Source organism: Nocardia sp. NPDC001965 (genome assembly GCF_053594175.1).
Map to the genome: position 1 here is coordinate 123,155 of NZ_JBSFDZ010000007.1, position 23,162 is coordinate 146,316.

Annotated in this window: 22 protein-coding genes; 14 read left to right on the forward strand and 8 right to left on the reverse strand. The window is 68.9% G+C overall.

The annotated features are described in order from the left end of the window. The first annotated feature begins 37 nt into the window (after positions 1 to 37). Positions 38 to 1,024, forward strand: coding sequence for a LysR family transcriptional regulator (locus tag ACWCPQ_RS13500; protein ID WP_449898121.1), 987 nt, complete (start codon positions 38 to 40; stop codon positions 1,022 to 1,024). A gap of 92 nt (positions 1,025 to 1,116) precedes the next feature. Here the strand turns inward: ACWCPQ_RS13500 and ACWCPQ_RS13505 are convergent, their stop codons facing one another. The 4 genes from ACWCPQ_RS13505 to ACWCPQ_RS13520 form a co-directional block, all read right to left on the reverse strand. Continuing rightward, positions 1,117 to 1,884: an adenylate/guanylate cyclase domain-containing protein gene (locus ACWCPQ_RS13505; protein ID WP_449898426.1), complete on the reverse strand. Its 768-nt coding sequence runs from the start codon at positions 1,882 to 1,884 to the stop codon at positions 1,117 to 1,119. 570 nt (positions 1,885 to 2,454) lie between these two features. Further along, complete coding sequence (locus ACWCPQ_RS13510; protein WP_449898124.1) at positions 2,455 to 3,222, reverse strand: ABC transporter permease; 768 nt, start codon at positions 3,220 to 3,222, stop codon at positions 2,455 to 2,457. Continuing rightward, positions 3,222 to 4,223, reverse strand: a complete 1,002-nt coding sequence (locus tag ACWCPQ_RS13515; protein WP_449898126.1) for an ABC transporter ATP-binding protein — start codon at positions 4,221 to 4,223, stop codon at positions 3,222 to 3,224. The genes ACWCPQ_RS13510 and ACWCPQ_RS13515 overlap by 1 nt, the downstream gene beginning before the upstream one ends. A gap of 206 nt (positions 4,224 to 4,429) precedes the next feature. Then, entirely contained in the window at positions 4,430 to 4,738 is a 309-nt protein-coding gene (locus ACWCPQ_RS13520; protein ID WP_449898128.1) for a hypothetical protein, read from the reverse strand. A 166-nt stretch (positions 4,739 to 4,904) separates the two neighbouring features. On the opposite strand from ACWCPQ_RS13520, the gene ACWCPQ_RS13525 reads away from it, so the two are divergent. Next, entirely contained in the window at positions 4,905 to 6,107 is a 1,203-nt protein-coding gene (locus ACWCPQ_RS13525; protein ID WP_449898130.1) for a helix-turn-helix domain-containing protein, read from the forward strand. A 259-nt stretch (positions 6,108 to 6,366) separates the two neighbouring features. Here the strand turns inward: ACWCPQ_RS13525 and thiG are convergent, their stop codons facing one another. Genes thiG through thiO form a run of 3 tightly spaced genes read right to left on the reverse strand, consistent with a single transcriptional unit; the run spans position 6,367 to position 8,457 of the window. Next, a complete protein-coding gene (thiG, locus tag ACWCPQ_RS13530; protein ID WP_449898132.1) occupies positions 6,367 to 7,125 on the reverse strand; it encodes a thiazole synthase in 759 nt (252 codons plus the stop codon). After that, complete coding sequence (gene thiS / locus ACWCPQ_RS13535; RefSeq protein WP_449898134.1) at positions 7,118 to 7,366, reverse strand: sulfur carrier protein ThiS; 249 nt, start codon at positions 7,364 to 7,366, stop codon at positions 7,118 to 7,120. Before thiS ends, thiG begins: the two co-directional genes overlap by 8 nt. Beyond that, positions 7,363 to 8,457 carry a glycine oxidase ThiO gene (gene thiO / locus ACWCPQ_RS13540; protein ID WP_449898136.1) on the reverse strand — a complete coding sequence of 365 codons (1,095 nt, stop codon included), beginning with the start codon at positions 8,455 to 8,457 and terminating at the stop codon, positions 7,363 to 7,365. The genes thiS and thiO overlap by 4 nt, the downstream gene beginning before the upstream one ends. A gap of 189 nt (positions 8,458 to 8,646) precedes the next feature. Between thiO and thiE the strand changes: the two genes are divergently transcribed. The 5 genes from thiE to ACWCPQ_RS13565 all read left to right on the forward strand — a co-directional run bounded on the left by thiE (position 8,647) and on the right by ACWCPQ_RS13565 (position 13,237). Further along, positions 8,647 to 9,345, forward strand: coding sequence for a thiamine phosphate synthase (gene thiE, locus ACWCPQ_RS13545; protein WP_449898428.1), 699 nt, complete (start codon positions 8,647 to 8,649; stop codon positions 9,343 to 9,345). Positions 9,346 to 9,483: 138 nt separating this feature from the next. Further along, positions 9,484 to 10,443, forward strand: coding sequence for an ABC transporter ATP-binding protein (locus ACWCPQ_RS13550; RefSeq protein WP_449898139.1), 960 nt, complete (start codon positions 9,484 to 9,486; stop codon positions 10,441 to 10,443). Then, the gene (locus ACWCPQ_RS13555; protein ID WP_449898140.1) at positions 10,440 to 11,222 is read left to right on the forward strand and encodes an ABC transporter permease; all 783 of its coding nucleotides are present in this window, start codon (positions 10,440 to 10,442) and stop codon (positions 11,220 to 11,222) included. The genes ACWCPQ_RS13550 and ACWCPQ_RS13555 overlap by 4 nt, the downstream gene beginning before the upstream one ends. Before the next feature lie 146 nt (positions 11,223 to 11,368). Then, positions 11,369 to 12,529, forward strand: a complete 1,161-nt coding sequence (locus tag ACWCPQ_RS13560) for a sensor histidine kinase (protein ID WP_449898142.1) — start codon at positions 11,369 to 11,371, stop codon at positions 12,527 to 12,529. Positions 12,530 to 12,631: 102 nt separating this feature from the next. Further along, on the forward strand, positions 12,632 to 13,237 hold the full coding sequence (locus ACWCPQ_RS13565) for a response regulator (RefSeq protein ID WP_449898144.1): 606 nt from the start codon (positions 12,632 to 12,634) through the stop codon (positions 13,235 to 13,237). A 392-nt stretch (positions 13,238 to 13,629) separates the two neighbouring features. On the opposite strand, the gene ACWCPQ_RS13570 is transcribed toward ACWCPQ_RS13565, so the two are convergent. Beyond that, positions 13,630 to 13,785, reverse strand: a complete 156-nt coding sequence (locus ACWCPQ_RS13570; protein ID WP_449898146.1) for a hypothetical protein — start codon at positions 13,783 to 13,785, stop codon at positions 13,630 to 13,632. A 179-nt stretch (positions 13,786 to 13,964) separates the two neighbouring features. Here ACWCPQ_RS13570 and ACWCPQ_RS13575 point away from each other — a divergent pair, with 179 nt between their 5' ends. The 7 genes from ACWCPQ_RS13575 to ACWCPQ_RS13605 are packed head-to-tail and all read left to right on the forward strand — an operon-like array spanning position 13,965 to position 23,095. Beyond that, entirely contained in the window at positions 13,965 to 15,680 is a 1,716-nt protein-coding gene (locus ACWCPQ_RS13575) for an acyclic terpene utilization AtuA family protein (protein ID WP_449898149.1), read from the forward strand. After that, on the forward strand, positions 15,677 to 16,828 hold the full coding sequence (locus ACWCPQ_RS13580; RefSeq protein WP_449898151.1) for an acyl-CoA dehydrogenase family protein: 1,152 nt from the start codon (positions 15,677 to 15,679) through the stop codon (positions 16,826 to 16,828). The genes ACWCPQ_RS13575 and ACWCPQ_RS13580 overlap by 4 nt, the downstream gene beginning before the upstream one ends. Further along, positions 16,825 to 18,423 (forward strand): acyl-CoA carboxylase subunit beta, encoded by a 1,599-nt coding sequence (locus ACWCPQ_RS13585; RefSeq protein ID WP_449898153.1) that lies wholly within the window; start codon positions 16,825 to 16,827, stop codon positions 18,421 to 18,423. The genes ACWCPQ_RS13580 and ACWCPQ_RS13585 overlap by 4 nt, the downstream gene beginning before the upstream one ends. 8 nt (positions 18,424 to 18,431) lie before the next feature. Continuing rightward, positions 18,432 to 20,459: an acetyl/propionyl/methylcrotonyl-CoA carboxylase subunit alpha gene (locus ACWCPQ_RS13590; protein WP_449898155.1), complete on the forward strand. Its 2,028-nt coding sequence runs from the start codon at positions 18,432 to 18,434 to the stop codon at positions 20,457 to 20,459. A 3-nt stretch (positions 20,460 to 20,462) separates the two neighbouring features. Then, a complete protein-coding gene (locus ACWCPQ_RS13595) occupies positions 20,463 to 21,623 on the forward strand; it encodes an acyl-CoA dehydrogenase family protein (RefSeq protein WP_449898157.1) in 1,161 nt (386 codons plus the stop codon). A 53-nt stretch (positions 21,624 to 21,676) separates the two neighbouring features. Beyond that, a complete protein-coding gene (locus ACWCPQ_RS13600) occupies positions 21,677 to 22,483 on the forward strand; it encodes an enoyl-CoA hydratase family protein (protein WP_449898159.1) in 807 nt (268 codons plus the stop codon). Positions 22,484 to 22,489: 6 nt separating this feature from the next. After that, positions 22,490 to 23,095, forward strand: coding sequence for a TetR/AcrR family transcriptional regulator (locus tag ACWCPQ_RS13605; RefSeq protein WP_449898162.1), 606 nt, complete (start codon positions 22,490 to 22,492; stop codon positions 23,093 to 23,095). Positions 23,096 to 23,162 lie beyond the last annotated feature (67 nt).

A 23,162-nucleotide genomic window follows, 5' to 3' on the forward strand; every position in this document is an offset into this window, starting at 1 on the left:
AGAGTGGAGACAACCGTTGGATGTATCAGGAGGTGGGGTGGGCGAACTGGATCTGGCCACGGTTCGGGCCTTCGTCGCCGTCGCGGACGAAGGTCAGTTCAGCGCGGCCGCGGCGCTGCTCGGGATAAGTCAGCAGGCGGTGTCCAAACGGATCGCGCGACTGGAGCGAGGGTTCGGCCTCGACCTGTTCGACCGAGTGCCCACCGGCGCCGCGCCCACCGCAGCCGCCGCCCGGTTCCTGCCGCATGCGCGGTCACTGCTCGCCGTCGCCGACGAGGCGGTGGCCACCGTGATCCGGCGGCCGCGGCCGCTGCGGGTCGCGGTCCTGGGGGAACGCGCGACCGAGATGCGGGCCATGCGTTACTACCTCGGCCGACACCCCGAGCGCGATACCGAGATCGTGCTGACCAACGCGTTCGTCACCTCCCGGGACGCCCTGGTCGCCGGGCGGGTCGACGCGGCCTTCGCCCGCCCCCACGGTGGCCCGCGCGCCCTCCCCGCGCGGATCGAAGCGATCCCGTTCCACCTGGATCTTCTGCATCTGCTGGTCGGCAAGGATCATCCGCTGGCCGGCCGGGCGGCGGTGACGCTCGCCGAACTGGCCGGGGTCACGGTGTGGGTGCCCGGGACCTCGGTGGAGTCGGAATGGACCGACTACTACCGCGAACTGAGCCGGTACAGCGGAGTCGTGATCGACAGCAGCCGCCGATCGGAGATGTTCCCCGATATTCCCACCGACCGCGGACCGGCGCCGATCGCCATGGTGATCGAGCACATCGCCGCCTCGGACAGCCTCGCCACTTTCAGCGCCGAGGGTTTCGAATCACCGTGGCATCCGCATATCCGCCGGGTGCCCGTGGTCGACCCGACACCCGCCTACCCGCACGCCCTGCTGTGGGACAGCACCGACCCGCATCCCGGTATCGCTGATCTGGTCGGCTATTTCCGGGACAACTACAACCGCGACGTCGCGGCCGACTGTTGGATTCCCGACCGCGACCGATCCCTGTTCGTACCCGCGTGACGAGGTAGGAACAGGGATCGCGCTCTGTCTCGGTACCGTCCGCACCGAACTGCGCCGTCGGTAGGTCCGGTCCGTTGGACTCGCGGGGTCGGTCAGGGCGTCGAACTGATCCGGTAGATCCGGAGATCCTCCGGCACCCCGCTCAGCGGCGCGGCGAAGAAACTACGGCGGTAGGGGCGGGCGGTGTGCCCGAGTTCGGCCAGGGTCTCCGGATCCAGCGCGTCCAGCGTGGTCTCGGAGATCATCATCTTGCCGTTGCCACCCGCCTCCATCACCCGGGCGGCGATGGTGACATCCACACCCAGCCAGTCGCCGCCGATCTCGCGTGGTGATCCGGTGTGCAAGCCGATCCGCATCCGGGGCCGGTAGGAGCCGACGGTGATATCGGCGAGATTGCGTTTCGCCGCGATCGCGGCCGCTACGGCCCGGTCGGCGGACGGGAAGACCGCCATCACGCCGTCACCCATCCGTTTCACCACCTGACCGCCGCGTTCGGCGATGGGGGGTTCGATGGCCTTGGCCACCTTGCGCAGCAGGTCGAGCGTGGCCTCGTCGCCCGCGGTCAGCGACCAGGAGGAGAAGGAGACCAGATCGGTGAACATCACCGTCATCTCCTCGGTGCCCTTACCGCGCCCCAGGCGTTCGAGCATCGCCTGCCAGACCTGGAGCGCGCCGAAACCGATCTCCCGGGCGGCACTGGGGTTGTCGCCGACCAGCCGGTCGGCGGCGCGCGCGACGGCGCGGGCGCCACCGGGACCGGTGACCGACAGCGGATCGCCGAAAGCAGGATCACCCGGGAGCTGATGGCGGGCCCGGCGCAGCACCTCGATCACGTCCGGACGCTGGTTCGCCACGCTCATCAGGGCGGACAGCGGGTGGACGCGGGGGCGGCCGGAGCCGACGGTCTCGCCGTTGCCGGGTACGGGGGTCAGCCCGATCCCGATCTCATCCGCGTGATCGGCGCCCGGCGCGGCGGCGCTGTCGACCTCCGGCTCCGGTACGGCACGGCCGGAGGGCTTTTCGTTCACGTCCCGAGCGTAGCTCAGGGAATCGGACGTGGGGGGAACGCTGATGATCGTCACCTGTCGCCTCTCTATCGGAGGAGTGCGGCACGCCGTTGGGTCCGCCGATGGAAAACGTGTGGTGCCTGAACCCGATCGTAGCGACGACCGGCCTGCCACTGGTGAACGCATGGTTACAGATATTTGGCAACTCGCGAAGAGTTCTCCGCGACCGGGCCGATCACCAGGGTGAACAACCACACTGTGTGATCACGACCACCGGCCCGGCGCGTCACCGCGCCGGGCCGGTGGTAAGTGCACTCCGACGACCGGGCAGTGGCCGCCGGTGTGCGGGGCGCGCGATCCTCCCGACAAGGTCGCGCTACCCACTACCCGAGCGGCGAGGGAAGCGGCTCGGGTGGTTCGTGGTCAGGCGTCGCGCCGGTTCACGACCAGCAGTGCGGCGCCGCTGACGAGTGCGACGAAGGCGATGAAGTAGACGAGGCTGCCCCATGCACCCCAGTGCCAGTTACCCGACGCCATCGACTCGTCCATCAGCGCGAAACGGCTCGCGTTCTGGAACGGCAGGAACGCGCTGATCTCCCGTCCCACCTTACCCAGCGCGCCGACCAGCGGTTCGACGATCAGCTGCCAGAGCACGATCAACGAGATGGCCGCGGCCGATTGGCGGACCAGCACCCCGATGGCGATGGCGAGCACCACATTGAGGAAGGCGAGGATCGGTATCGCGTACAGCGCCCGCCAGTTGCCCTCCAGTGCCAGCGTCGATCCGGCGTCACCTGCCACCGCTTTGGCCACCGCGTACGCGGCGAAGGCCAGCACAGTGGTCAGCGCCGCCGCGTACAACCCGACCAGACCGGCCTTGGTGCCGATCACCAGCAGGCGATTGGGCACCGCCTGGAAAGTGGTGCGAATGATGCCGAACCGGTATTCGCTGGTCACGGTCAGGGTGGCCATGATGGCCAGCACCATGACCCCGAACCCGCTGATCCCGAGAAAGGCGGTGTCCACGGTCAGAGCCGGAGCACCGGAGGCCTGCGGGTCGTCGGCCGCGATCCGGCCGATCAGCCCGAACAGGGCGGCGAAACCCACCGCCAGGGCCACCACGATCACCGAACACCACCAGGGTGACCGGGTCGAGGTGAGTTTGATGCGTTCCGCGGCGATCACGCCCATTATTTGGTACCTCCGAGAACCTCGGCCTCGACCGGCCGGTCCGGGCCGGCGGCCGGCGGGACCGCCGCGACATCGCCCTGCGGGCCGACCTCACCGTGATACTGGACATCTCCGCCGGTCATCCGCATGAACGCCTCCTCCAGCGAACCCCGCTGCGGGGCGAGTTCGAAGAGGGTGATGTTGTGTTCGCCGGCCAGCGCGCCGACCGCGTCGCTGGTGACTCCGTTCACCACCAGAGCCGCACCGTCGGCGCCGCCCTCGTTCTGTTTCACGGTCATCCCGTTGGAGGTGAGCAGGCTGCGCAGCTCGTCGAGCTGTGGGCTGCGGACCCGGACCGAGGATTCCGAGGCGCGTTCGATGAACTCCGAGGTAGTGGAATCGGAGATGAGCCGGCCGCGGCCGATGACCACCAGGTGGTCGGCCGTCTGCGACATCTCCGACAGCAGATGGCTGGAGACCAGGACGGTACGGCCCTCGGCGGCCAGCCGCTGCATGAAGCGCCGGATCCAGAGGATGCCCTCCGGGTCCAGGCCGTTGACCGGCTCGTCGAACAGCAGGACCTTCGGATCACCCAGCAGCGCACCCGCCAGGCCGAGTCGCTGCGACATGCCGAGCGAGAACCCACCGGCGGATTTACCGGCGACCTCGGAGAGACCCACCAGTCGCAACACCTCTTCGACCCGGGATTTCGGCAGTCCGTTGGAGGCGGCCATCCATTCCAGATGGGCCCGCGCCGACCGGTTCGGATGCACCCATTTCGCATCCAGTAGGGCGCCGACCTCACGTAATGGATGCTTCAGCTGCCCGTACGGTCTGCCGTTGACGAGCGCGCTGCCCGCAGTCGGCCGATCCAGGCCGAGAATCATGCGCATAGTGGTGGACTTACCGGCGCCGTTCGGTCCGAGAAAGCCGGTGACCTGACCGGGTTTCACAGTGAAGGTCAGGTCCTGGACCGCGACGGTCTGCCCGTAGTGCTTGGTCAAGCCCCGGACTTCGATCATGACGACCAGCATGCCCTATCCACTGCGGGCCCGCGTCGCCCGATGGTGGGCGTCGGCACTCATCCTGGAGGATGACCTATGACCGTTCTGGTGGGTACAAGTCCGTACGGGTAGGCATTACCGGATTCGGTATCACCCCCGGAACATCACCACGGAGAACCAGGCCAGGAAAGCAGAGAGCAGGACCAGGGCGACGCTGTGGCCGCTCACAGCTGCACGACCGGCCACCGATGCCTGCGCGGGTAGACGCACACCGGAGTGAGCAAGGCGGCGTGCTCGGTGATCGCGTGCCGTACCGCGTCGGCGTGCTCGAATGAGGGGACGATCACCGCGGTCGCGCCGTGTTCCATGATGGCGCCGGCCATAATCAGCGCGGTTGCCAGCGGGCCCGTATCGAGGCGGACCGTCCACACGAGGCGATAGCCGTGTCGGTCGGCGACACGGAAGACGTCAACCCCGTCGCCCTGGATGTCCTTGCGGATCATCGCGATTGCTCTCGGGAGTTCCCCAACCATTGCACGCCCCTGCATCCCCGACCCCGACAGTTGGAAGGCACCCGGCTCCGGGCGTCGGGGTTCAATCCGGGACGGGTGCTGATTTCAGCTTCAACTCGGCGGGCCCTGTGAAGTACCAAGGGTTTTTGTCATGCTGTTGTCAGGCGCTGAGACAGGATGGGGATCGATGAGCACGCAGGTGGGCGTCGGCCAGCGCGTGGCGGAGATGCGGAAATCGGTGGGGTGGTCGCAGCCGCGGCTTGCCACGGAAGCGCACGTGTCGGTGTCGCTGGTGCGCGCGGTCGAACAGGGGCGAGCACCGGCGAGTGCGGCATTCGTGTCGTCGTGTGCGCGGGCTCTGAAGGTGGCACCGGCCGAACTGATGGGACAGCCCTACCCACGGACCACCAGGGAACAGAGTGACGTTGCCGCGGGTATCGCTGTGATCCGCGTCGAACTCGCGGCGCACGATCTCCCGGCGGCCGGGGTGGTGCCGCGACCGTTCGCGGCGATCGCTGCGGATGTGGCCCAGATTCGGAAGCACCGGCGAGAGACCAACTTCTATCGGCTGTCCAGTGATCTGCCCGCGCTGCTGACCGAGGTTCGCGCACTGGTGCACAGCACCGAAGGTCGGGAGCGTGAGAAGGGTTTCCTGCTGCTGTGTGAGCTGTACACGTCGTCACGGAGTCTGGCGCACAAGCTCGGATATACCGACCTGGCGACGCTGGCTGTCGAGCGGATGGCTTGGGCGGGGGCCCTGTCCGGGTCGCGCTTGTGGATGGCCTGTGCCCAGTTCCATCGCGCATCGGTGCTGACCTCGGCCGGTGACTGGAACACAGCCGTTGTCTATCTCGACCAGTGCCGCAAGGACCTGGAGTCAGAAATCGACGGGGCGGACCTCGAGAGCCTGATCTCTTGGGGAACCCTGCACTTGCAGTCCGGCCTTGCCGCGGCCCGGTCGGGGAACCGCGACGCCGCGGACGCCCACCTGGCGGAAGCGCAGTCGGCGGCCGCGCGGGTAGGGCCCTCCGACTTTCACGATCCGGTGATGAACTTCGGCCAGGCGAATACCGACATCTGGGCGGTGGGCCTGGCGGTGGAAATGTTGGACGGAACAGAGGCGGTGAAGCGCGCCGAGAACTTGGTACTCCCGACGAATACCCCGAAGTCCCGCGCCGGCCACCTGTACATCGATCTCGGCCGGGCGTTCCTGCTGCACGGTGATCGAACGAAGACGCTCGAGGCGTTGAACACGGCCCGCAAGATCGCGCCGATTCAGACCCGGTACCACCCGATGGTGCACGAGACTGTGCGGGTGCTGGCGCGTCAGGAAGCACGGAGCACGGAGAGCTTGCGAGGGTTCGCCGCGTGGTGCGGAGTCGGCCAGTAGGCTCTGACCTCCATTTCGTGGGCCGTTGACTCATCCATGGTCGGATTCACCACGGCTGCGGAGATCTGGCCGGACCTCGCAGCCGTGGTCGCCGAATCGCCTCGCTCCGAGATGGCGTAACCCCAGACTCATCAGCGCCGGGTGAACCGACCCGCGTCTATCGGTGATCCGCGACAGCCCTCACCGTGTCAGGACCATCGGCCACCTGCAGCCCGGCCCCGGCCCGGCTCCCACTCCCGGATGGCCCGGCCTCGGGGATCTACCGCTCGGGTGAGGACGCCTGAGCCCAGAACCGCTTCGGGATGCGGCCCGCCTCCCGCGCCCGGTAGCCGGCCCGCACCGCGTCGGCCATGGCGGCCGCCATCAGCGCCGGATGCCTGGCCCGGGTCACCGCGGTGGCCAGCAGGACCGCCGAGCAGCCGAGTTCCATCGCGAGCGCGGCGTCGCTGGCGGTACCGATCCCGGCATCCAGGATCACCGGCACCTGGGCGCGGCTGACGATCATCTCGATATTGTGCGGATTGCCGATACCCAGACCGGTACCGATGGGGGCGCCCAGCGGCATCACCGCCGCGCAGCCCGCATCCTCGAGCCGCCGGGCCAGCGCCGGGTCGTCGTTGGTGTAGGGGAGCACGGTGAAACCGGCGTCCACCAGCTGCTCGGCGGCATCGATCAGCTCGATCGGGTCGGGTAGCAGGGTCCGGTCGTCGGCGATCACCTCGAGTTTGACCCAGGTGGTGTCGAGTGCCTCGGCCGCCAGCTGGGCGGTGAGCACCGCCTCGGCCGCGGTCCGGCAGCCGGCGGTATTGGGCAGCGGTGCGATATCGAGCCGCTTCAGGAGGTCGAGCACGCCGGTACCGCCCGCGGCGTCGATCCGGCGCATGGCGACGGTGGTCAGTTCGGTACCGGAGGCGAGCAGGGCCTCCTCCAGCACCGTCAGATTCTCCGCGCCGCCGGTACCCATGATCAGCCGGGAACCGAAGGTGCGGTCGGCGATGCGCAGCGTTTCGTCAGCCACCCTGGACCGCCGTGAGCACATCGATCTCCCAGCCGCGACCCACCGTTTCGTCCCAGCGCGATTTGGGGAACACGGTGCCGTCGACCGCCAGGGCCACGCCCTGACACGGCAGTTCCAGGCGTTCCAGCAGTTCGCGCACGGTGAGCGGTTCGGTGAATTCGTGGTCGATGCCGTTCACCGTGACCCCGATCGGCACGGAAGATCCGTGCGCCGGTGCCCCGTGTGTTGACGACTGTGTCATCGACTACCTCCTGAAGATGTTGCCGTGAACCGGTGCGGATCGGCCGCCGCGGCCTCGGCCAGCGGCTTCCCGCGGAGTTCGGCCAGGACCGCGTCGGCGGTGAGCGCACTGGTCAGCATGCCGTTGCGTCCGTGCCCGGTGGCCGCGATCACGCGGTCGGACAGGCGTCCGACGAGCGGAAGATTGTCGGGGGAGCCGGGTCGCGACGCGGCCTGGGCCTCGGCCAGTTCGTACTCGCCGATACCGGGCAGGACGGTCTCGGCATCGCCGATCAGGTCGCGGACCCCGGCCACGGTGACCGCCGTATCGAAACCGGCCTCGTACTGAGTGGCGCCGAGCACCAGTCCGTCGGCGCGGGGGACGAAGTACACGGGCCGCCCGTGGACCCGCGCGCGGACCACCCGGGTGGGTGGGGGTTGCGCGCCGGGGCGGTGCCGCAGCCGCAGGATCTCACCCTTCACCGGCCGGACCGGCAGCCCGGGCCACAGATCGGCCGAGGCTGCGCCCGCGGCCAGCACCACCTGCTGCTGCCCGAGTTCGGCGAGGTCGCCGACCCGCTCCGGACGCACGGTCACCCCGGCTTCGGCCACCGCCTTGCGCAGGGCGGTGATCAGCAGCCGATTGTCGACGGCCGGTTCGGCGGGGGCGAGCAGTCCCGCGCGGACCGTGCGGGCCAGCGCCGGTTCCAGTTCGCGGACCCCGGCCCGGTCCAGTATCCGCAGTTCGTGTCCGCGCGCGCCGACCCATTCGGCGACGGTGCGCAGGTCGGTGGCGTCGGCGGTGTCCTGGGCGACCGTCAGGGTCTCGGCGGCGACGAAAACGTCCACTCCGGTGACAGCTCGGAGCCGGGCCGCGAAATCCGGCCAGCGGGCGAGTGCGGCGGCACCGAACTCCAGCACCTCGTCCTCGCCGGGCCAGCCCTCCGAGAGGGGAGCCAGCATTCCGCCGGCCACCCAGGAGGCGCCGGTGCCCACGGCCGGATCGAACAGGGTGACCGTCCAACCCGCCTCGGCGGCTCGCCAGGCCACAGCCAGTCCGATCACTCCGCCCCCGACGACGGCCAGTGTCGAGCCGGTGGCCGGTTCGCTCACCTGTGCCACCTCCTCGGGGTGCCGTCGTGGGGTCGAATCGCGTCGGCGGAACCGCCGGATCGGTGGAGGAGCGTCCGGCCGGCTCGCGCCGGTCCTGTCCGGTTCGCCGCCCGCGCCGCGCGCGCGGATGTTCGCACTACGTTCCACCTCCTGCAACTTCTCCACGTTAGCGCGGTTACCGTGGCAGTTGTGCAACCGTCCTCCCCTCGCCGACCGCTGCCCCCGCGCGACCGTCTCAACACGGCCCGGCTCTACCTGTGCACCGATGCCCGCCGGGAGAAGGGAGATCTGGCCGAGTTCGCGGAAGCGGCGCTGGCCGGTGGTGTCGATATCGTCCAGCTGCGCGACAAGGGGTCGCCCGGGGAGCGGCAGTTCGGTCCGCTCGAAGCCAAGGGTGAGCTCGCGGCCCTCGCCGAACTGAAGGCCGCTACCCGCCGGCACGGGGCGCTGCTGGCGGTGAACGATCGCGCCGATATCGCGCTGGCGGCGGGTGCGGATGTCCTGCACCTGGGTCAGCACGACCTGCCACCCTGGTACGCCCGCAAGATCCTCGGACCGGATGCGGTGATCGGGCGATCCACACACGACCGGGAACAGGCCCGGCTGGCCGCGGCCGACGAGAACATCGATTACTTCTGCACCGGTCCGGTGTGGGCCACGCCCACCAAACCCGGGCGTACGCCCGCGGGGCTGGAGTTGGTGCGCGAAACCGCGGCGGCCGAGCCGAGTCGGCCGTGGTTCGCCATCGGTGGTATCGACGGTGTCACCCTCGCCGAAGTTCTGGCCGCGGGCGCCGAGCGGGTCGTCGTGGTGCGTGCGGTCACCGCCGCCGACGATCCCGAGGCCGCGGCGCGTGAACTGAAGACCGCCCTGCTGCAGGCCGGCTGAACGCGGAACCGGAAGCCACCACCGAAGCCCGTAGCCGAGCCGCACTTTCCGCCGCACCGAACAGCCATGACAATCGTCATGGCTGTTCGGTGACAGTAGGTAGGGGTATCGGGCCGTCGCGCGGGAGACCGTGGAGTCATGAAATCGACAGTGACGAACGGGCCGGCGGCGGAAACGGCCGGTTCCGGTACGCCCGGCCCGGCGGCGATCGAACTATGCGGTCTGCGTAAAGGATTCCGGGTACCGGGCGGTCGCGATATCCGGGCCGTCGACGGACTGGACCTGGTGGTCGCGCCCGCGGAGATAGTCGCCTTCCTCGGGCCCAACGGCGCGGGCAAGACCACCACCCTGGACATGGTGCTGGGCCTGGCCGCACCGGATTCCGGGACCGCACGGATCTTCGGCATGGATCCGGCACGGGCCGTGGCGGCGGGCCGTGTCGCGGCGGTCCTGCAATCGGGCGGTCTGCTGCCCGATCTGACCGTCAGCGAAACCGTCCGGCTCGTGGCGAGTCTGCACGCCCGGCCGCGGCCGGTGGACGAAGTGCTGGCCCGTGCCGGGCTCACCGAGATCGGCGGGCGCCGCGTGGGTAAATGCTCCGGCGGGCAGCAGCAACGGTTGCGGTTCGCGCTGGCGCTGCTGCCGGATCCCGATCTCATCGTGCTCGACGAGCCGACCACCGGGATGGATGTGGAAGGACGCCGGGAGTTCTGGAGCGCGATGCGCGAGGATTCCCGGCGCGGCCGCACGATCGTCTTCGCGACCCACTACCTGGACGAGGCCGATACCTACGCCGACCGCATCGTGCTGGTGCGGGCCGGCCGGGTGGTGGCCGACGGAACCGCCGCCGAGATCAAGAATATGGCCGCGGGCCGTACGGTCGCCGCCACACTGCCCGGTGCCGAGCCGGCCCGGCTGCTGGCCGTTCCCGGGGTCGACGATATCGAACTGGCCGGTGAGCGAATCCTGGTGCACACCCGGGATTCCGACACTCTGGCCCGCTATCTGCTCACCGAGACGACCGCCGTGGATATCGAGATCACTTCGCACAATCTCGAATCCGCGTTCCTCACCCTCACCACCGGAGATCACCGATGACCACTCTCGACGCGCGCACCTCCCTCCCCGAAGGCCGCTTTCCCGGCGGGTTCCGGTTCGGTTTCCTGCGAATGGAGTTGATACGGCTGCTGCGCAATCGACGCACCCTGCTGGTCACCCTGATCATGCCGCCGGTGTTCTTCGCCATCTTCGGGCTGCAATCCGATTTCCGGGAGCAATCCTTCGGATCGGGGAACATGACCGGATACGTCATGGTGTCACTGGCCGTCTACGGCGCCATGGTGGCGACCACCAGCGGTGGTGCGATGGTGGCGATCGAACGAGCGCAGGGCTGGAGCCGGCAGTTGCGGCTGACCCCGCTGCGCCCGATCTCCTATATCGCCACGAAAGCCGTCGTCGCGATGGTGCTGGGACTGCTCTCGGTAGCGGTGGTCTTCGCTGTGGGCGCGGTGGTCGGGGCGCGGCTCACCGTGACAGCCTGGGTGTTCTGTTTCCTGCTGGCGTGGGCGTCCTCGCTGGTCTTCGCGGCCTTCGGACTGTTCATCGGATACCTGCTGCCGTCGGAGAACGTCATGCAGTTGCTCGGTCCGGCGCTGGCCGCGCTGTCGTTCGGCGGCGGGCTGTTCGTTCCGCTGAACGGCTGGTTCGGCACCGTTTCCGCGCTACTGCCCACCAACGGGGTGGCGACCCTGGTCCGGATGCCGTTCGGTGCGACAAGCGGGTCCTCCATCACCCTGGCGGTCGTGAACATCGCGCTCTGGACCGCCGTGTTCGTGGGCGGCGCGGCCCTGATGTTCCGCCGCGATACCGCGCGCTGAGCGGCGATGCGCCCCGAGCTGCCGCTACCGATGCCGCCGCCGTGGTCCGGCGGCTTTTCGGTACGGTCGGTCTTCGTGATCGACCACCGCGCCGGCCGCCGGCTCCGCGGCGGGACAGCTGCCTCCGAATCGATCCGGGGCCGCGCATGAGGCCCCGCGCCGCGGTGCCGCGCGCGACCGGTTTCCTGGAACGACTGGCCCGCACCGGCGTCTTCGCGGCCGACGGTGGCGGTCGCAGCCGGCTGGGCGCCCTGATCGCGGTGGTGTGGCTCGCATATCTGGTGACACCGGTCCTGCAGCTCTGGCGGCAACAGGATCAACCCGCCGCGCTCGTGGCGACACCGGCGCTGGCCGGGTACGCGGCATTGATCGTCTGGTCGCTGGCCGGATTGCGCGAACCCCGCCGGCCCGGTCCACCGGCGCTGCCGCCCGCCGATCGCCGGGTGTGGCCGATTCTCGCGGTGATGGTGCTGTGCGCAGGCGCGCTGGTGGTGTCGCTGGGCATCGCCGCGGTGCCGTGCATCCTCTACATCGCGGTCGTCGCCGTATTCCGGTTGCCCGCGCGGGCCTCGGGCATCGTGTGTGCGGCGGTGGCGCTCGCGATCCTGCTGCCCGTGCTGATCGTGCCGGGCGCGTCCGGCGTCCCGCTGTACGTGGCCTTCGTACCCGTTGTCATCTGGACCCTGCGGCAACTGGGCGTACGCGGCGCGCGGCTGACCGAGCTGGCCCGTCGTCAGCAGGCCGAACTCGCGATCGCGGCCGAACGCAACCGAGTGGCCCGCGACGTCCACGACATCCTGGGCCACTCGCTCACCGTCATCACCGTGAAAACCGAGCTCGCCCAGCGGCTGCTCGATATCGATATGGACCGGGCCCGGACCGAGCTGGCCGATATCGAGACCCTGGCGCGGGATGCGCTGGCCGGTGTCCGCGATACCGTCGGCGGCCTGCGCGAAGTGAGTTTGCGCCGGGAACTCGGTAACGCGCGCGCCGCACTCGATGCCGCCGGTATCGCCGCCGACCTGCCCGACCCGCAGGAACTGCCGCCGGGGGAGCACGAGCTGTTCGGCTGGGCATTGCGGGAGGCGGTGACGAATGTGGTGCGGCACAGCGGGGCCCGGCGCTGCGTCGTCACGGTGACGTCGCGCAGTATCGAGGTCGCCGACGACGGACGCGGGATCGGCACGGGGGCCGTCGGCTCCGGGCTGGCGGGATTGCGGGAACGTGCCGCGGCGGCCGGGGGAGTGGTGGCATTGTCGGAGCCGGTAGGAGGAGGAGTCCGTGTGGTCGTCACAGTTCCGGAATGAGGTGGGATCCGCGCCCCGACATCCGGCGCGCGCGGCGTCGCGGAGGCTCGGCCCCGCTGCGCTGCGGCTCGATATCGGGACGACGCGCGGGACGGTCCTGTTGTGATCCGGCTGCTGTTGGCCGACGATCAGGCGCTGGTCCGTGGCGCGCTGGCCGCACTTCTCGGGTTGGAATCCGATCTGGAGGTGGTCGCCGAGGTGGGGCGCGGTGACGAGGTACTGGAAGCAGTCGCGCGGACGAAGCCGGATGTGGTGCTGCTCGATGTCGAGATGCCGGGGCCCGACGGTATCGCCGCGGCGGCCGAACTGCGCGCGCGGCATCCCGAGGTGCGGGTGCTCATGGTGACGACCTTCGGCAGACCCGGCTATCTGCGCCGGGCGATCGACGCCGGCGCGGGTGGGTTCGTGGTCAAGGACACTCCCGCCCGGGAACTGGCCGATGCGGTCCGGCGGGTCCATATGGGCCTGCGGGTGGTGGATCCGGCGTTGGCCACCGAAACCCTGACAGCGGGTACGTCGCCGCTGACGGCCCGGGAACGCGAAGTTCTCGCTGCCGCGGCGGAGGGCGGCACCGCTGCGACCATCGCGCGGCGCCTGCACCTTTCGGAGGGGACGGTGCGTAATCATCTCTCCGCTGCCATCGGAAAGACCTCCACCAGGACCCGCGCCGAGGCAGTACGGGTCGCGGAGCAGATGGGCTGGCTCTGACACCGGCCCGGCCTCTGACGTCGGCCAGCGGCGGTGGATGCCGGTTTCCGGTGCGCCCATCCGGGTGGATCCTCATCTTCGGAAACGGGCGGAAGACCCGGGCCATCCCCTGGTCAGCGGGACCGACGTTCGGGAGGGCTGATGGGCCGACCGGACGGAAGGTGCGCCGGCCGTGCCCGGCGCAGAGGGGCAGGGCCGGCGCGTGTTCCGGCGGTGCGGTGCCAGGGGAGTTCGGTGGAGCCGAGCGCAGCCCGGGCTCTGGTTCACCGCGACTTCCGGCCTGTCGCGCAGCGCGCCGTGTGCTCAGTGTTGCCCCTGGTGAGGCGTCCGAAACCTGGTCAATCGACCGGTTCCCGGGTGGGTGCTCGCCTCGAGCCTCGGCCCGGGGGTTCTCAGAGCAGCCAGAACACCGCGCCCACCGCCGCGAGCACGGCGCAAGCTCCCAGGGCGATCGACAGCGGCCGGGTGGTCTTCCGGGTGGTGTAGGCGCCGCCGATGAGAAATCCGGCGAGGGTGAACAGCAGAACTACGGCGACATCGGTGGACACGGAACCCTATTGTGCCTGGTCTTCGCCTCGGCGCGGGCCGGGGTAGGGGTCCGGGAAATTAACAAGCACGCGTGCTTGATTTTTTACCGGCCGCCTGTGATGCTGGGGCGGTACGCGGACAGCCACGGGCGCATACCGGCGACCCCGCCCGGTCCCGCGGTAGGGAGGCGAAACCGCTCATGAGTGGTCTGGCTGCCGATCCCGGCCTGATCCGGATCGGTAACTGTTCCGGGTTCTACGGGGACCGGTTCGGCGCGATGCGCGAAATGCTCGAAGGCGGACAGCTCGATGTCCTGACCGGCGACTATCTCGCCGAACTGACCATGCTGATCCTGGGTCGCGACCGGATGAAGGACACCGGCCTCGGCTATGCCAAGACTTTTCTGCGCCAGCTCGAGGACTGCCTCGGCCTGGCGCTCGAACGCGATGTCCAGATCGTCGCCAATGCCGGTGGCCTGAACCCGGCAGCACTGGCGGAGAGGGTACGGGAACTGGCGGCCCGGCTCGGCCTGGAGGTCCGCGTCGGATACGTGGACGGCGACGATCTCACCGGCCGCGCCGCCGAACTGGATCTCGGGTCACCGCTCACCGCAAACGCCTATCTCGGGGCCTGGGGTATCGCCGAATGCCTGGAAGCGGGCGCGGATGTGGTGGTCACCGGGCGCGTCACCGACGCTTCGGTGGTGGTGGGCCCGGCCGCCGCGCATTTCGGCTGGAAACGCACCGATTACCACCAGTTGGCCGGAGCGGTGGTGGCCGGTCACGTGATCGAATGCGGCACCCAGGCCACCGGCGGCAATTTCGCGTTCTTCACCGAACTCCCCGACCTCGGCCGGCCCGGGTTCCCGCTCGCGGAGATCCGCGCGGACGGCAGCAGCGTCATCACCAAACACGCGGGCACCGGTGGCGCGGTCACCGTGGATACGGTTGCCGCGCAGCTCATGTACGAGATCCAGGGCGCGCGCTACGCCGGTCCCGATGTCACCGCCCGGCTCGATACGGTCGAACTCGCGGCCGACGGGCCGGATCGGGTAGCGATCCGCGGGGTCGAGGGAGAACCGCCGCCACCCACACTGAAGGTCTCGCTCAACACGCTCGGCGGGTTCCGCAACGAGATGGAGTTCATCCTCACCGGTCTCGATATCGAGGAGAAGGCCGCGCTGGCCCGGCGGCAGCTGGAGTCCTGGCTGCCGCAGCGCCCGGCCGAACTGGACTGGACGCTGGCCCGGCTGGACCGCCCCGACGCCGATACCGAGGAACAGGCCAGCGCCCTGCTGCGCTGTGTGGTCCGTGACCCCGACCCGAACAAGGTGGGGCGCGCTTTCTCCAGCGTCGCTGTCGAACTCGCCCTGGCCAGCTATCCGGGATGCAGTTTCACCGCCCCGCCCGGTAACGGCTCGCCCTACGGTGTCTATCGCCCGGGGTACGTCGATGCCGCCGAGGTCTCGCACACCGCCCATCGACCGGCCGGCTGCCAGGTGCTGGTCGGCGGACCGTCGCAGACCCGGGAACTGGCTGAGGTTCCGGAACCCGAACTCCCCGAACGATTTCCGTCGGCGCCGACGAAGCGGGTCCCGCTCGGTACGATCGCGCTGGCCCGCAGCGGCGACAAGGGCGGTGACGCCAATATTGGTGTCTGGGTGCGCACCGACGAACAATGGCGCTGGCTCGTCCACACCCTCACGGTCGACCGGGTGCGCGAACTGCTGCCCGAGACCGCGGCGCTGGAGGTCACCCGGCATGTCCTGCCGAACCTGCGCGCCCTGAACTTCCTGATCTCCGGTCTGCTCGGTGAAGGCGTGGCCTATCAGGCCCGGTTCGATCCGCAGGCGAAGGGACTCGGCGAATGGCTGCGGTCCCGTTATCTCGACATACCGTTGGAGTTGCTGCCGTGAGCACCGTCTGGAATACACCGGAGCGCCGCGAACTGCGTGCCACCGTGCGCGCGTTCGCCGAACGCGAGATCCTGCCCCACCTCGACGACTGGGAACGCGACGGGGAGATCCCGCGCGATCTGCACAAGAAGGCCGGTGCGCTGGGACTGCTGGGTATCCAGTTCCCCGAGGCCGCGGGCGGGGCCGGAGGCGACGGAATCGACGGCGCGATCGTCTGCGAGGAACTGCACTACGCGGGTGTCTCCGGGGGGCTGTTCGCCTCGCTGTTCACCTGCGGTATCGCCGTACCGCATCTCATCGGCGCCGGCGACCCCGAGCAGATCGAACGCTGGGTGAAACCGACTCTGGCCGGGGAGAAGATCGGTTCACTGGCCATCACCGAACCCGGCGGCGGTTCCGATGTCGGGCATCTGACCACCACCGCCCGCCGCGACGGCGACCACTACATCGTCAACGGCGCCAAGACCTACATCACCTCCGGCTGCCGCGCCGATTTCGTGGTGACCGCCGTCCGCACCGGCGGCCCCGGATCGTCCGGTGTCTCGCTGCTGGTGGTCGAGAAGGGCGCCCCCGGTTTCACGGTCGGCCGGAAACTGGACAAGATGGGCTGGCGGGCCTCCGATACCGCCGAACTGTCCTATTCCGATGTCCGGGTCCCGGTGTCGAATCTGGTGGGGCCGGAGAACTCCGGTTTTCTGCAGATCGCGTCCGCGTTCGTCAGCGAGCGGGTGGGTCTCGCGGTCCAGGCGTATTCGAGCGCGCAACGCTGCCTGGACCTCACCCTGGACTGGGTACGTTCCCGGGAAACCTTCGGCCGTCCGCTGATCAGCCGTCAGGCCGTGCAGAACACCGTCACCGAGATGGCACGCCGGGTCGATATCGCCCGGGTGTACACCCGCGATGTCGCCGCGCGGGCCGCGGCCGGGGAGACCGATCTGATCGCCGAGGTCTGCTTCGCCAAGAACACCGCCGTCGAATCGGGTGAATGGGTCGCCAACCAGGCGGTTCAGCTGTTCGGCGGGTTGGGCTATATGCGGGAATCCGAGGTCGAGCGCCAGTACCGCGATATGCGGATCCTGGGTATCGGCGGCGGCACCACCGAAATCCTCACCGGCCTGGCCGCGAAACGATTGGGATACCAGGCATGACGACACTGCGCAGCACCCTCGACACCGCCGGCGGCGACTACACCGCGGCGGCCGAGGCGATGACCGCGAAGCTCGCCGAGGTCGAGGCGGAGTTCGCGAAGGTCATCGCGGGCGGCGGCCCGGAAAAACTGGCTCGGCATCGCAAACGCGGCAAACTGACCGCCCGCGAACGGATCGAACTGCTCATCGACGAGGACTCTCCGTTCCTGGAGCTGTGCCCGCTGGCCGCGTGGGGCAGTGAGTTCCAGGTCGGTGCGAGCACGGTCGCCGGAATCGGTGTGGTCGAGGGCGTGGAATGCATGATCGTCGCGCCTGATCCCACTGTTCGTGGTGGTACCTCCAACCCGTGGACACTGCGGAAAACACTGCGGGTCAACGACATCATCCGGGAGAACCGGCTGCCGGTGATCTCCCTGGTGGAATCCGGCGGCGCCGATCTGCCCACGCAGAAAGAGGTCTTCGTTCCCGGCGGGCGGATGTTCCGCGATCTCACCCAGGCGTCGGCGGCCGGTATCCCGACCATCGCCCTGGTCTTCGGCAACTCCACCGCGGGCGGCGCCTACATCCCCGGCATGTCCGATCACGTGGTGATGATCAAGGAACGCTCCAAAGTGTTCCTGGGTGGCCCGCCGCTGGTGAAGATGGCCACGGGCGAGGAATCCGACGACGAATCCCTCGGTGGTGCCGATATGCACGCCCGGGTATCGGGCCTGGCCGATTACTACGCGCTCGACGAACAGGACGCTATCCGGATCGGCCGGCGTATCGTCAAACGGCTGAACTGGAAGAAAAAGGGCCCGGCCCCGAGCCCCTCGGTGCTCGAACCGCTGTACGACCCGGACGAACTGCTCGGCATCGTCCCACCCGATCTCAAGATCCCGTTCGACCCGCGCGAGGTGATCGCCCGGATCGTCGACGGCTCCGATTTCGACGAATTCAAACCCCGCTACGGTTCCAGCCTGGTCACCGGTTGGGCCGAACTGCACGGGTATCCGGTCGGTATCCTCGCCAACGCGCGCGGTGTGCTGTTCTCCGAGGAATCGCAGAAGGCCACCCAGTTCATCCAGCTGGCCAACAAGACCAACACCCCCCTGCTGTTCCTGCACAACACCACCGGCTACATGGTCGGCAAGGAATACGAGCAGAAGGGCATCATCAAACACGGTGCCCAGATGATCAACGCGGTTTCCAACTCCAAGGTCCCGCACATCTCCGTACTCATGGGTGCCTCCTACGGCGCCGGTCACTACGGTATGTGCGGCCGCGCCTACGACCCCCGGTTCGTATTCGCTTGGCCCAGCGCGAAATCCGCGGTGATGGGCGGCGCGCAGCTGGCCGGTGTGATCTCCATCGTCGGCCGCGCCTCGGCCGAAGCCCGCGGACAGGCCTTCGACGAAGAAGCCGACGCCGGGATGCGGGCCATGGTGGAAGCCCAGATCGAGGCGGAATCGCTGGCCATGTTCATGTCCGGGCGGCTCTACGACGACGGGGTCATCGACCCGCGCGACACCCGCACAGTGCTCGGTATGGCCCTGTCGGCCATCCACACTGCCCCGATCCAGGGCGCCGAATCCTTCGGCGTCTTCCGAATGTGAGGCCGGACGTGACGAATTCGCAGCTCATCACCAGTGTCCTGGTCGCCAATCGCGGGGAGATCGCCCGCCGGATCTTCGCGACCTGCCGCCGGGCCGGCCTGGGCACGGTCGCGGTGTACTCCGACGCCGACGCGGCGGCACCCCACGTGGCCGAAGCCGACGCCGCTGTCCGGCTCCCCGGGAACACCCCGGCGCAGACCTATCTGCGGGCGGATCTGATCATCGCCGCGGCGCAGGCCGCGGGCGCCGACGCCGTCCATCCCGGTTACGGATTCCTCTCCGAGAACGCGGAATTCGCGCGCGCTGTGGAAGCCGCCGGACTGGTGTGGATCGGCCCTGGAGCCACCGCCATCGAGGAGATGGGGTCGAAGGTCGCGGCCAAGAAGATGATGGACGCCGCCGGCGTCCCCGTGCTGGCCGAGCTCGACCCGGACGAAGTCACCGAAGCGCAACTGCCGGTGCTCGTCAAGGCATCCGCGGGCGGTGGTGGCCGCGGGATGCGCGTGGTGCGCAGCCTCGCCGAACTCCCCGGGCAGCTCGCCGGGGCCCGGCGCGAAGCCGAATCGGCCTTCGGGGATCCGACCGTCTTCTGTGAGCGCTATCTGGAGACCGGCCGCCATATCGAGGTCCAAGTGCTGGCCGATACCCACGGCACCATCTGGGCGGTCGGCGAACGCGAATGCTCGATCCAGCGCCGCCACCAGAAGGTGGTCGAGGAAGCGCCCTCACCGTTGGTGGAGCGGATCGACGGCACCGGCCCGGCAGCGGACGGTATGCGGGCCCGGCTCTTCGACGCGGCCCGGCAGGCCGCTGCCGCCATCGGCTACACCGGAGCCGGAACGGTCGAGTTCCTCGCCGACGAGGCCGGCGAGTTCTACTTCCTGGAGATGAACACCCGGCTCCAGGTGGAACACCCGGTCACCGAATGCACCACCGGTCTCGATCTCGTCGCGCTCCAGCTCGAAATCGCGCAGGGCGCGCGACTGGACCCCGAACCGCCACCCATGCGCGGCCATTCCATCGAGGTCCGGCTCTACGCCGAGGATCCCGCGCAGGATTGGCAGCCGCAGAGCGGCACCGTGCACCATATCGAGATCTCCTCGGTGCTCACGGAATTCGATCTCCCGACGCGACCCGGCGTCCGGCTGGATTCCGGAGTGGTGGACGGATCCGTGGTGGGCGTGCACTACGACCCCATGCTCGCCAAGGTCATCTCCTACGGCCGCACCCGCGACGAGGCCGCCCGGTTGCTGGCCGGGGCGTTGCAGCGGGCCCGGATCCACGGCCTGGTCACCAACCGCGACCTGCTGGTCCGGGTGCTGCGTCATCCCGCGTTCCTGGCCGGCGATACCGATACCGCGTTCTTCGCCACCCACGGCCTGGACGCGCTCGCCGCACCCGTGCTCACCGCCGCCGACGAGAAGCTCTCGATCGTCGCGGCCGCGCTGGCCGAATCGGCCGCGAACCGGACCCGTGCCGGTGTGGTCGCCGGTATCCCGAGCGGCTGGCGCAATCTGCCCGCGCAGTCGCAGCGCAAGTCCTACGAGAGCCGGACCACGGGCACCCACGATGTCGATTATCGGTTCACCCGGACCGGTATCGAAGTGACGGATTACCCCGGCCTGGAGTTGATCACGGCGACCCCCGGTGAAGTGGTGCTGGCGGTGCCCGGTGAGCACGGGCCGGTGCGCCGGCAGTTCGCCGTGGCCCGCTACGACGATCTCGTCTGCGTCGATTCCGCGCTCGGCCCGGTGAGTGTGCGGCGACTGCCGCGCTTCACCGATCCGGCCGACCAGATCGCCACCGGATCCCTGTTGGCGCCGATGCCGGGCAGTGTGATCCGGCTGGGCGCCGAGGTCGGCAGCACCGTCACCGCCGGGCAGCCGATCCTGTGGCTCGAGGCCATGAAGATGGAGCACACCGTCGCCGCGCCGGTGGACGGGGTGCTCAGTGCCGTCAATGTCGAGGTCGGCCGGCAGGTCGAGGTCGGCACCGTTCTCGCCGTGGTGGATCCCGCCGCCGAAAACCAGGAGTGAGCAATGAGCTTCATCGAATCCGACGAACGCAAAGAGTTGCGGGCCGCGGTCGCGGGGCTGGCCGCCAAATACGGCTACCGCGATTATGTGCTGGCCAAGGCGCGTAAGAACGAGCCGCTCGACGAACTGTGGAACGAGGCGGGCAAGCTCGGTTTCCTGGGCGTGAACCTGCCGGAGGAATACGGCGGCGGCGGCGCCGGCATGTACGAACTGGCGCTGGTGATGGAGGAACTGTCCGCGCAGGGCGCGGGCCTGCTGCTGATGGTGGTGTCCCCGGCGATCTGCGGCACCATCATCACCAAGTACGGAACCGACGAGCAGAAATCCGAATGGCTCCCGAAGCTCGCCGACGGGTCGGCCAAAATGGTGTTCGGTATCACCGAGCCCGACGCCGGCTCCAATTCGCATCAGATCACCACCACCGCCCGCCGCGACGGTGACGACTGGCTGCTCACCGGCCGCAAGATCTTCATCTCCGGGGTCGACCAGGCCGAAGCGGTGCTGATCGTCGCCCGCACCGAGGACCACAAGACCGGGAAACTCAAGCCCGCGCTGTTCATCGTCCCCACCGACGCGCCCGGGTTCGCGAAGACCCCGCAGGAAATGGACATCATCGAACCGGACCACCAGTTCACGCTGTTCCTCGACGATGTCCGGCTACCGTCCACCGCGTTGGTCGGCACCGAGGACGCCGCCCTCATGCAGTTGTTCGCGGGCCTGAATCCCGAGCGGATCATGGGTGCCGCCATGGCGGTCGGCGTCGGCCGTTACGCCATCGACCGGGCGGTGGAATACGCCAGGGAGCGTACGGTCTGGAAGACTCCGATCGGTGCGCACCAGGGTATTTCGCATCCGCTGGCGCAGGTGAAGATCGAACTCGAACTGGCCCGGTTGATGATGCTCAAAGCGGCCACCCTCTACGACGCCGGTGACGAGATGGGTGCCGCCGAAGCCGCGAACATGGCCAAATACGCGGCGGCCGAAGCCAGTATCAAAGCCCTCGACCAGGCCATCCAGACCCACGGCGGGTCGGGTCTCACCGCCGAATACGGTCTGGCCGCCATGCTCGGCGCGGCCCGCATCGCGCGGGTGGCGCCGGTGAGCCGGGAAATGATCCTCAACTTCGTCGCCCAGCATTCGCTGGGTCTGCCGAAGTCCTACTGAGCGCCACGGGCCGGGGTAGTGCGCCCCGGCCCGGCTGGAAAGGCAGGACCACCGTGACCGGAACCGAGACCCGGATCGTCGATTACGCCGTCGAGGACGGGTTCGTCACCCTGACCCTCGACTCCCCGCACAACCGGAACGCGATCTCCGCGCGTCTGGTAACCGAACTCCTGGACGGGCTGGAACGCGCTGCCGCCGACCCCCGGGTGCGGGGTGTGGTCCTGACCCACACCGGCAACACCTTCTGCGCCGGCGCGGATCTCAAGGAGGCGGTGGCCGCCGACCCCGCGGCCGCCGCCGATATCCGCACCCAGTGGATGGTGCGATTGCTGCGCACCATTCTGGAACTCCCGAAGCCCGTGATCGCGCGGGTGGACGGAAATGTGCGCGCCGGCGGGATGGGCCTGCTCGCCGCCTGCGATATCGCCGTCGCGGGCCTGTCCAGCAGTTTCGCGCTCACCGAGGCCCGGCTCGGCCTGGCCCCGTTCGTCATCTCGCTGACACTGCTGCCCCGGATGATCCCGCGCGCGGCCGACCGGTATTTCCTGACCGGTGAGAAGTTCGACGCCGATACCGCCGAGCGCATCGGCTTGATCACCCTGGCGACCGGCGACCCGACCGCCCGGACCGCCGAACTGCTGGACGAACTGCGCAAGGGCTCTCCGCAGGGTCTCGCCGAGAGCAAACGCCTCACCACCGCGCCGATCCTCGCCGAATTCGACCGCTCCGCAGACGAACTGGCCGCCCGCTCGGGCAGTTTCTTCGGCACCGAGGAAGTGATCGAGGGAATGACCGCGTTCCTGCAACGGCGCCCACCGCGCTGGGCCGTCCCGGCCGCCGAAACGCCCTCGGCAGAATAGGCCGCTATGGCGACACCCCACGAACCCAAACAGGACCGCAGCCGGGCCACCCGGCAGCGGCTCCTCGAGGCGACCATCGACTGCCTGGCCGAAAAGGGATGGGCAGCGGCCACAGTGGCGGTGGTCGCCGAACGCGCCGGGGTGTCGCGGGGTGCGGCCCAGCATCATTTCCCCACCCGTGAAGATCTGATCACCGCCGCACTCACCTACATGTTCGACACCCGCACCGACCAGGCCGTATCCACGGTGGACACCGAACCGGGCCTGGCCCGCACGGAAGCGGTGGTGGCCGCGCTGGTCGAGTCCTACACCAGCACGCTGTTCAAAGCCGCCCTCCAGGTCTGGACGCACGCCGCCGCCGACCCGGCGCTACGCGAACGAATCGTGCCGCTGGAAGCCCGCTTCGGCCGGGGCGCCCATCGACGGGCCGTTCACGCGCTCGGGGTCGACGACTCCGATCCGGTCACCCATCACCTGGTCCAGGCCACCCTGGACCTGGCGCGCGGGCTCGGCCTGGCCGATGTCCTGACCGATGATTCCGCTCGCCGCAAACAGATCGTCCACCAATGGGCCGTCACCTTGCACGAAGCCCTGGAAGCCCGGCGGAACTGAATAGAATCCGGCCGGAAGCTCGGCAGGGTAGGCACAGCCCGGCGTCGATCGACGGACGCCGAGTTCG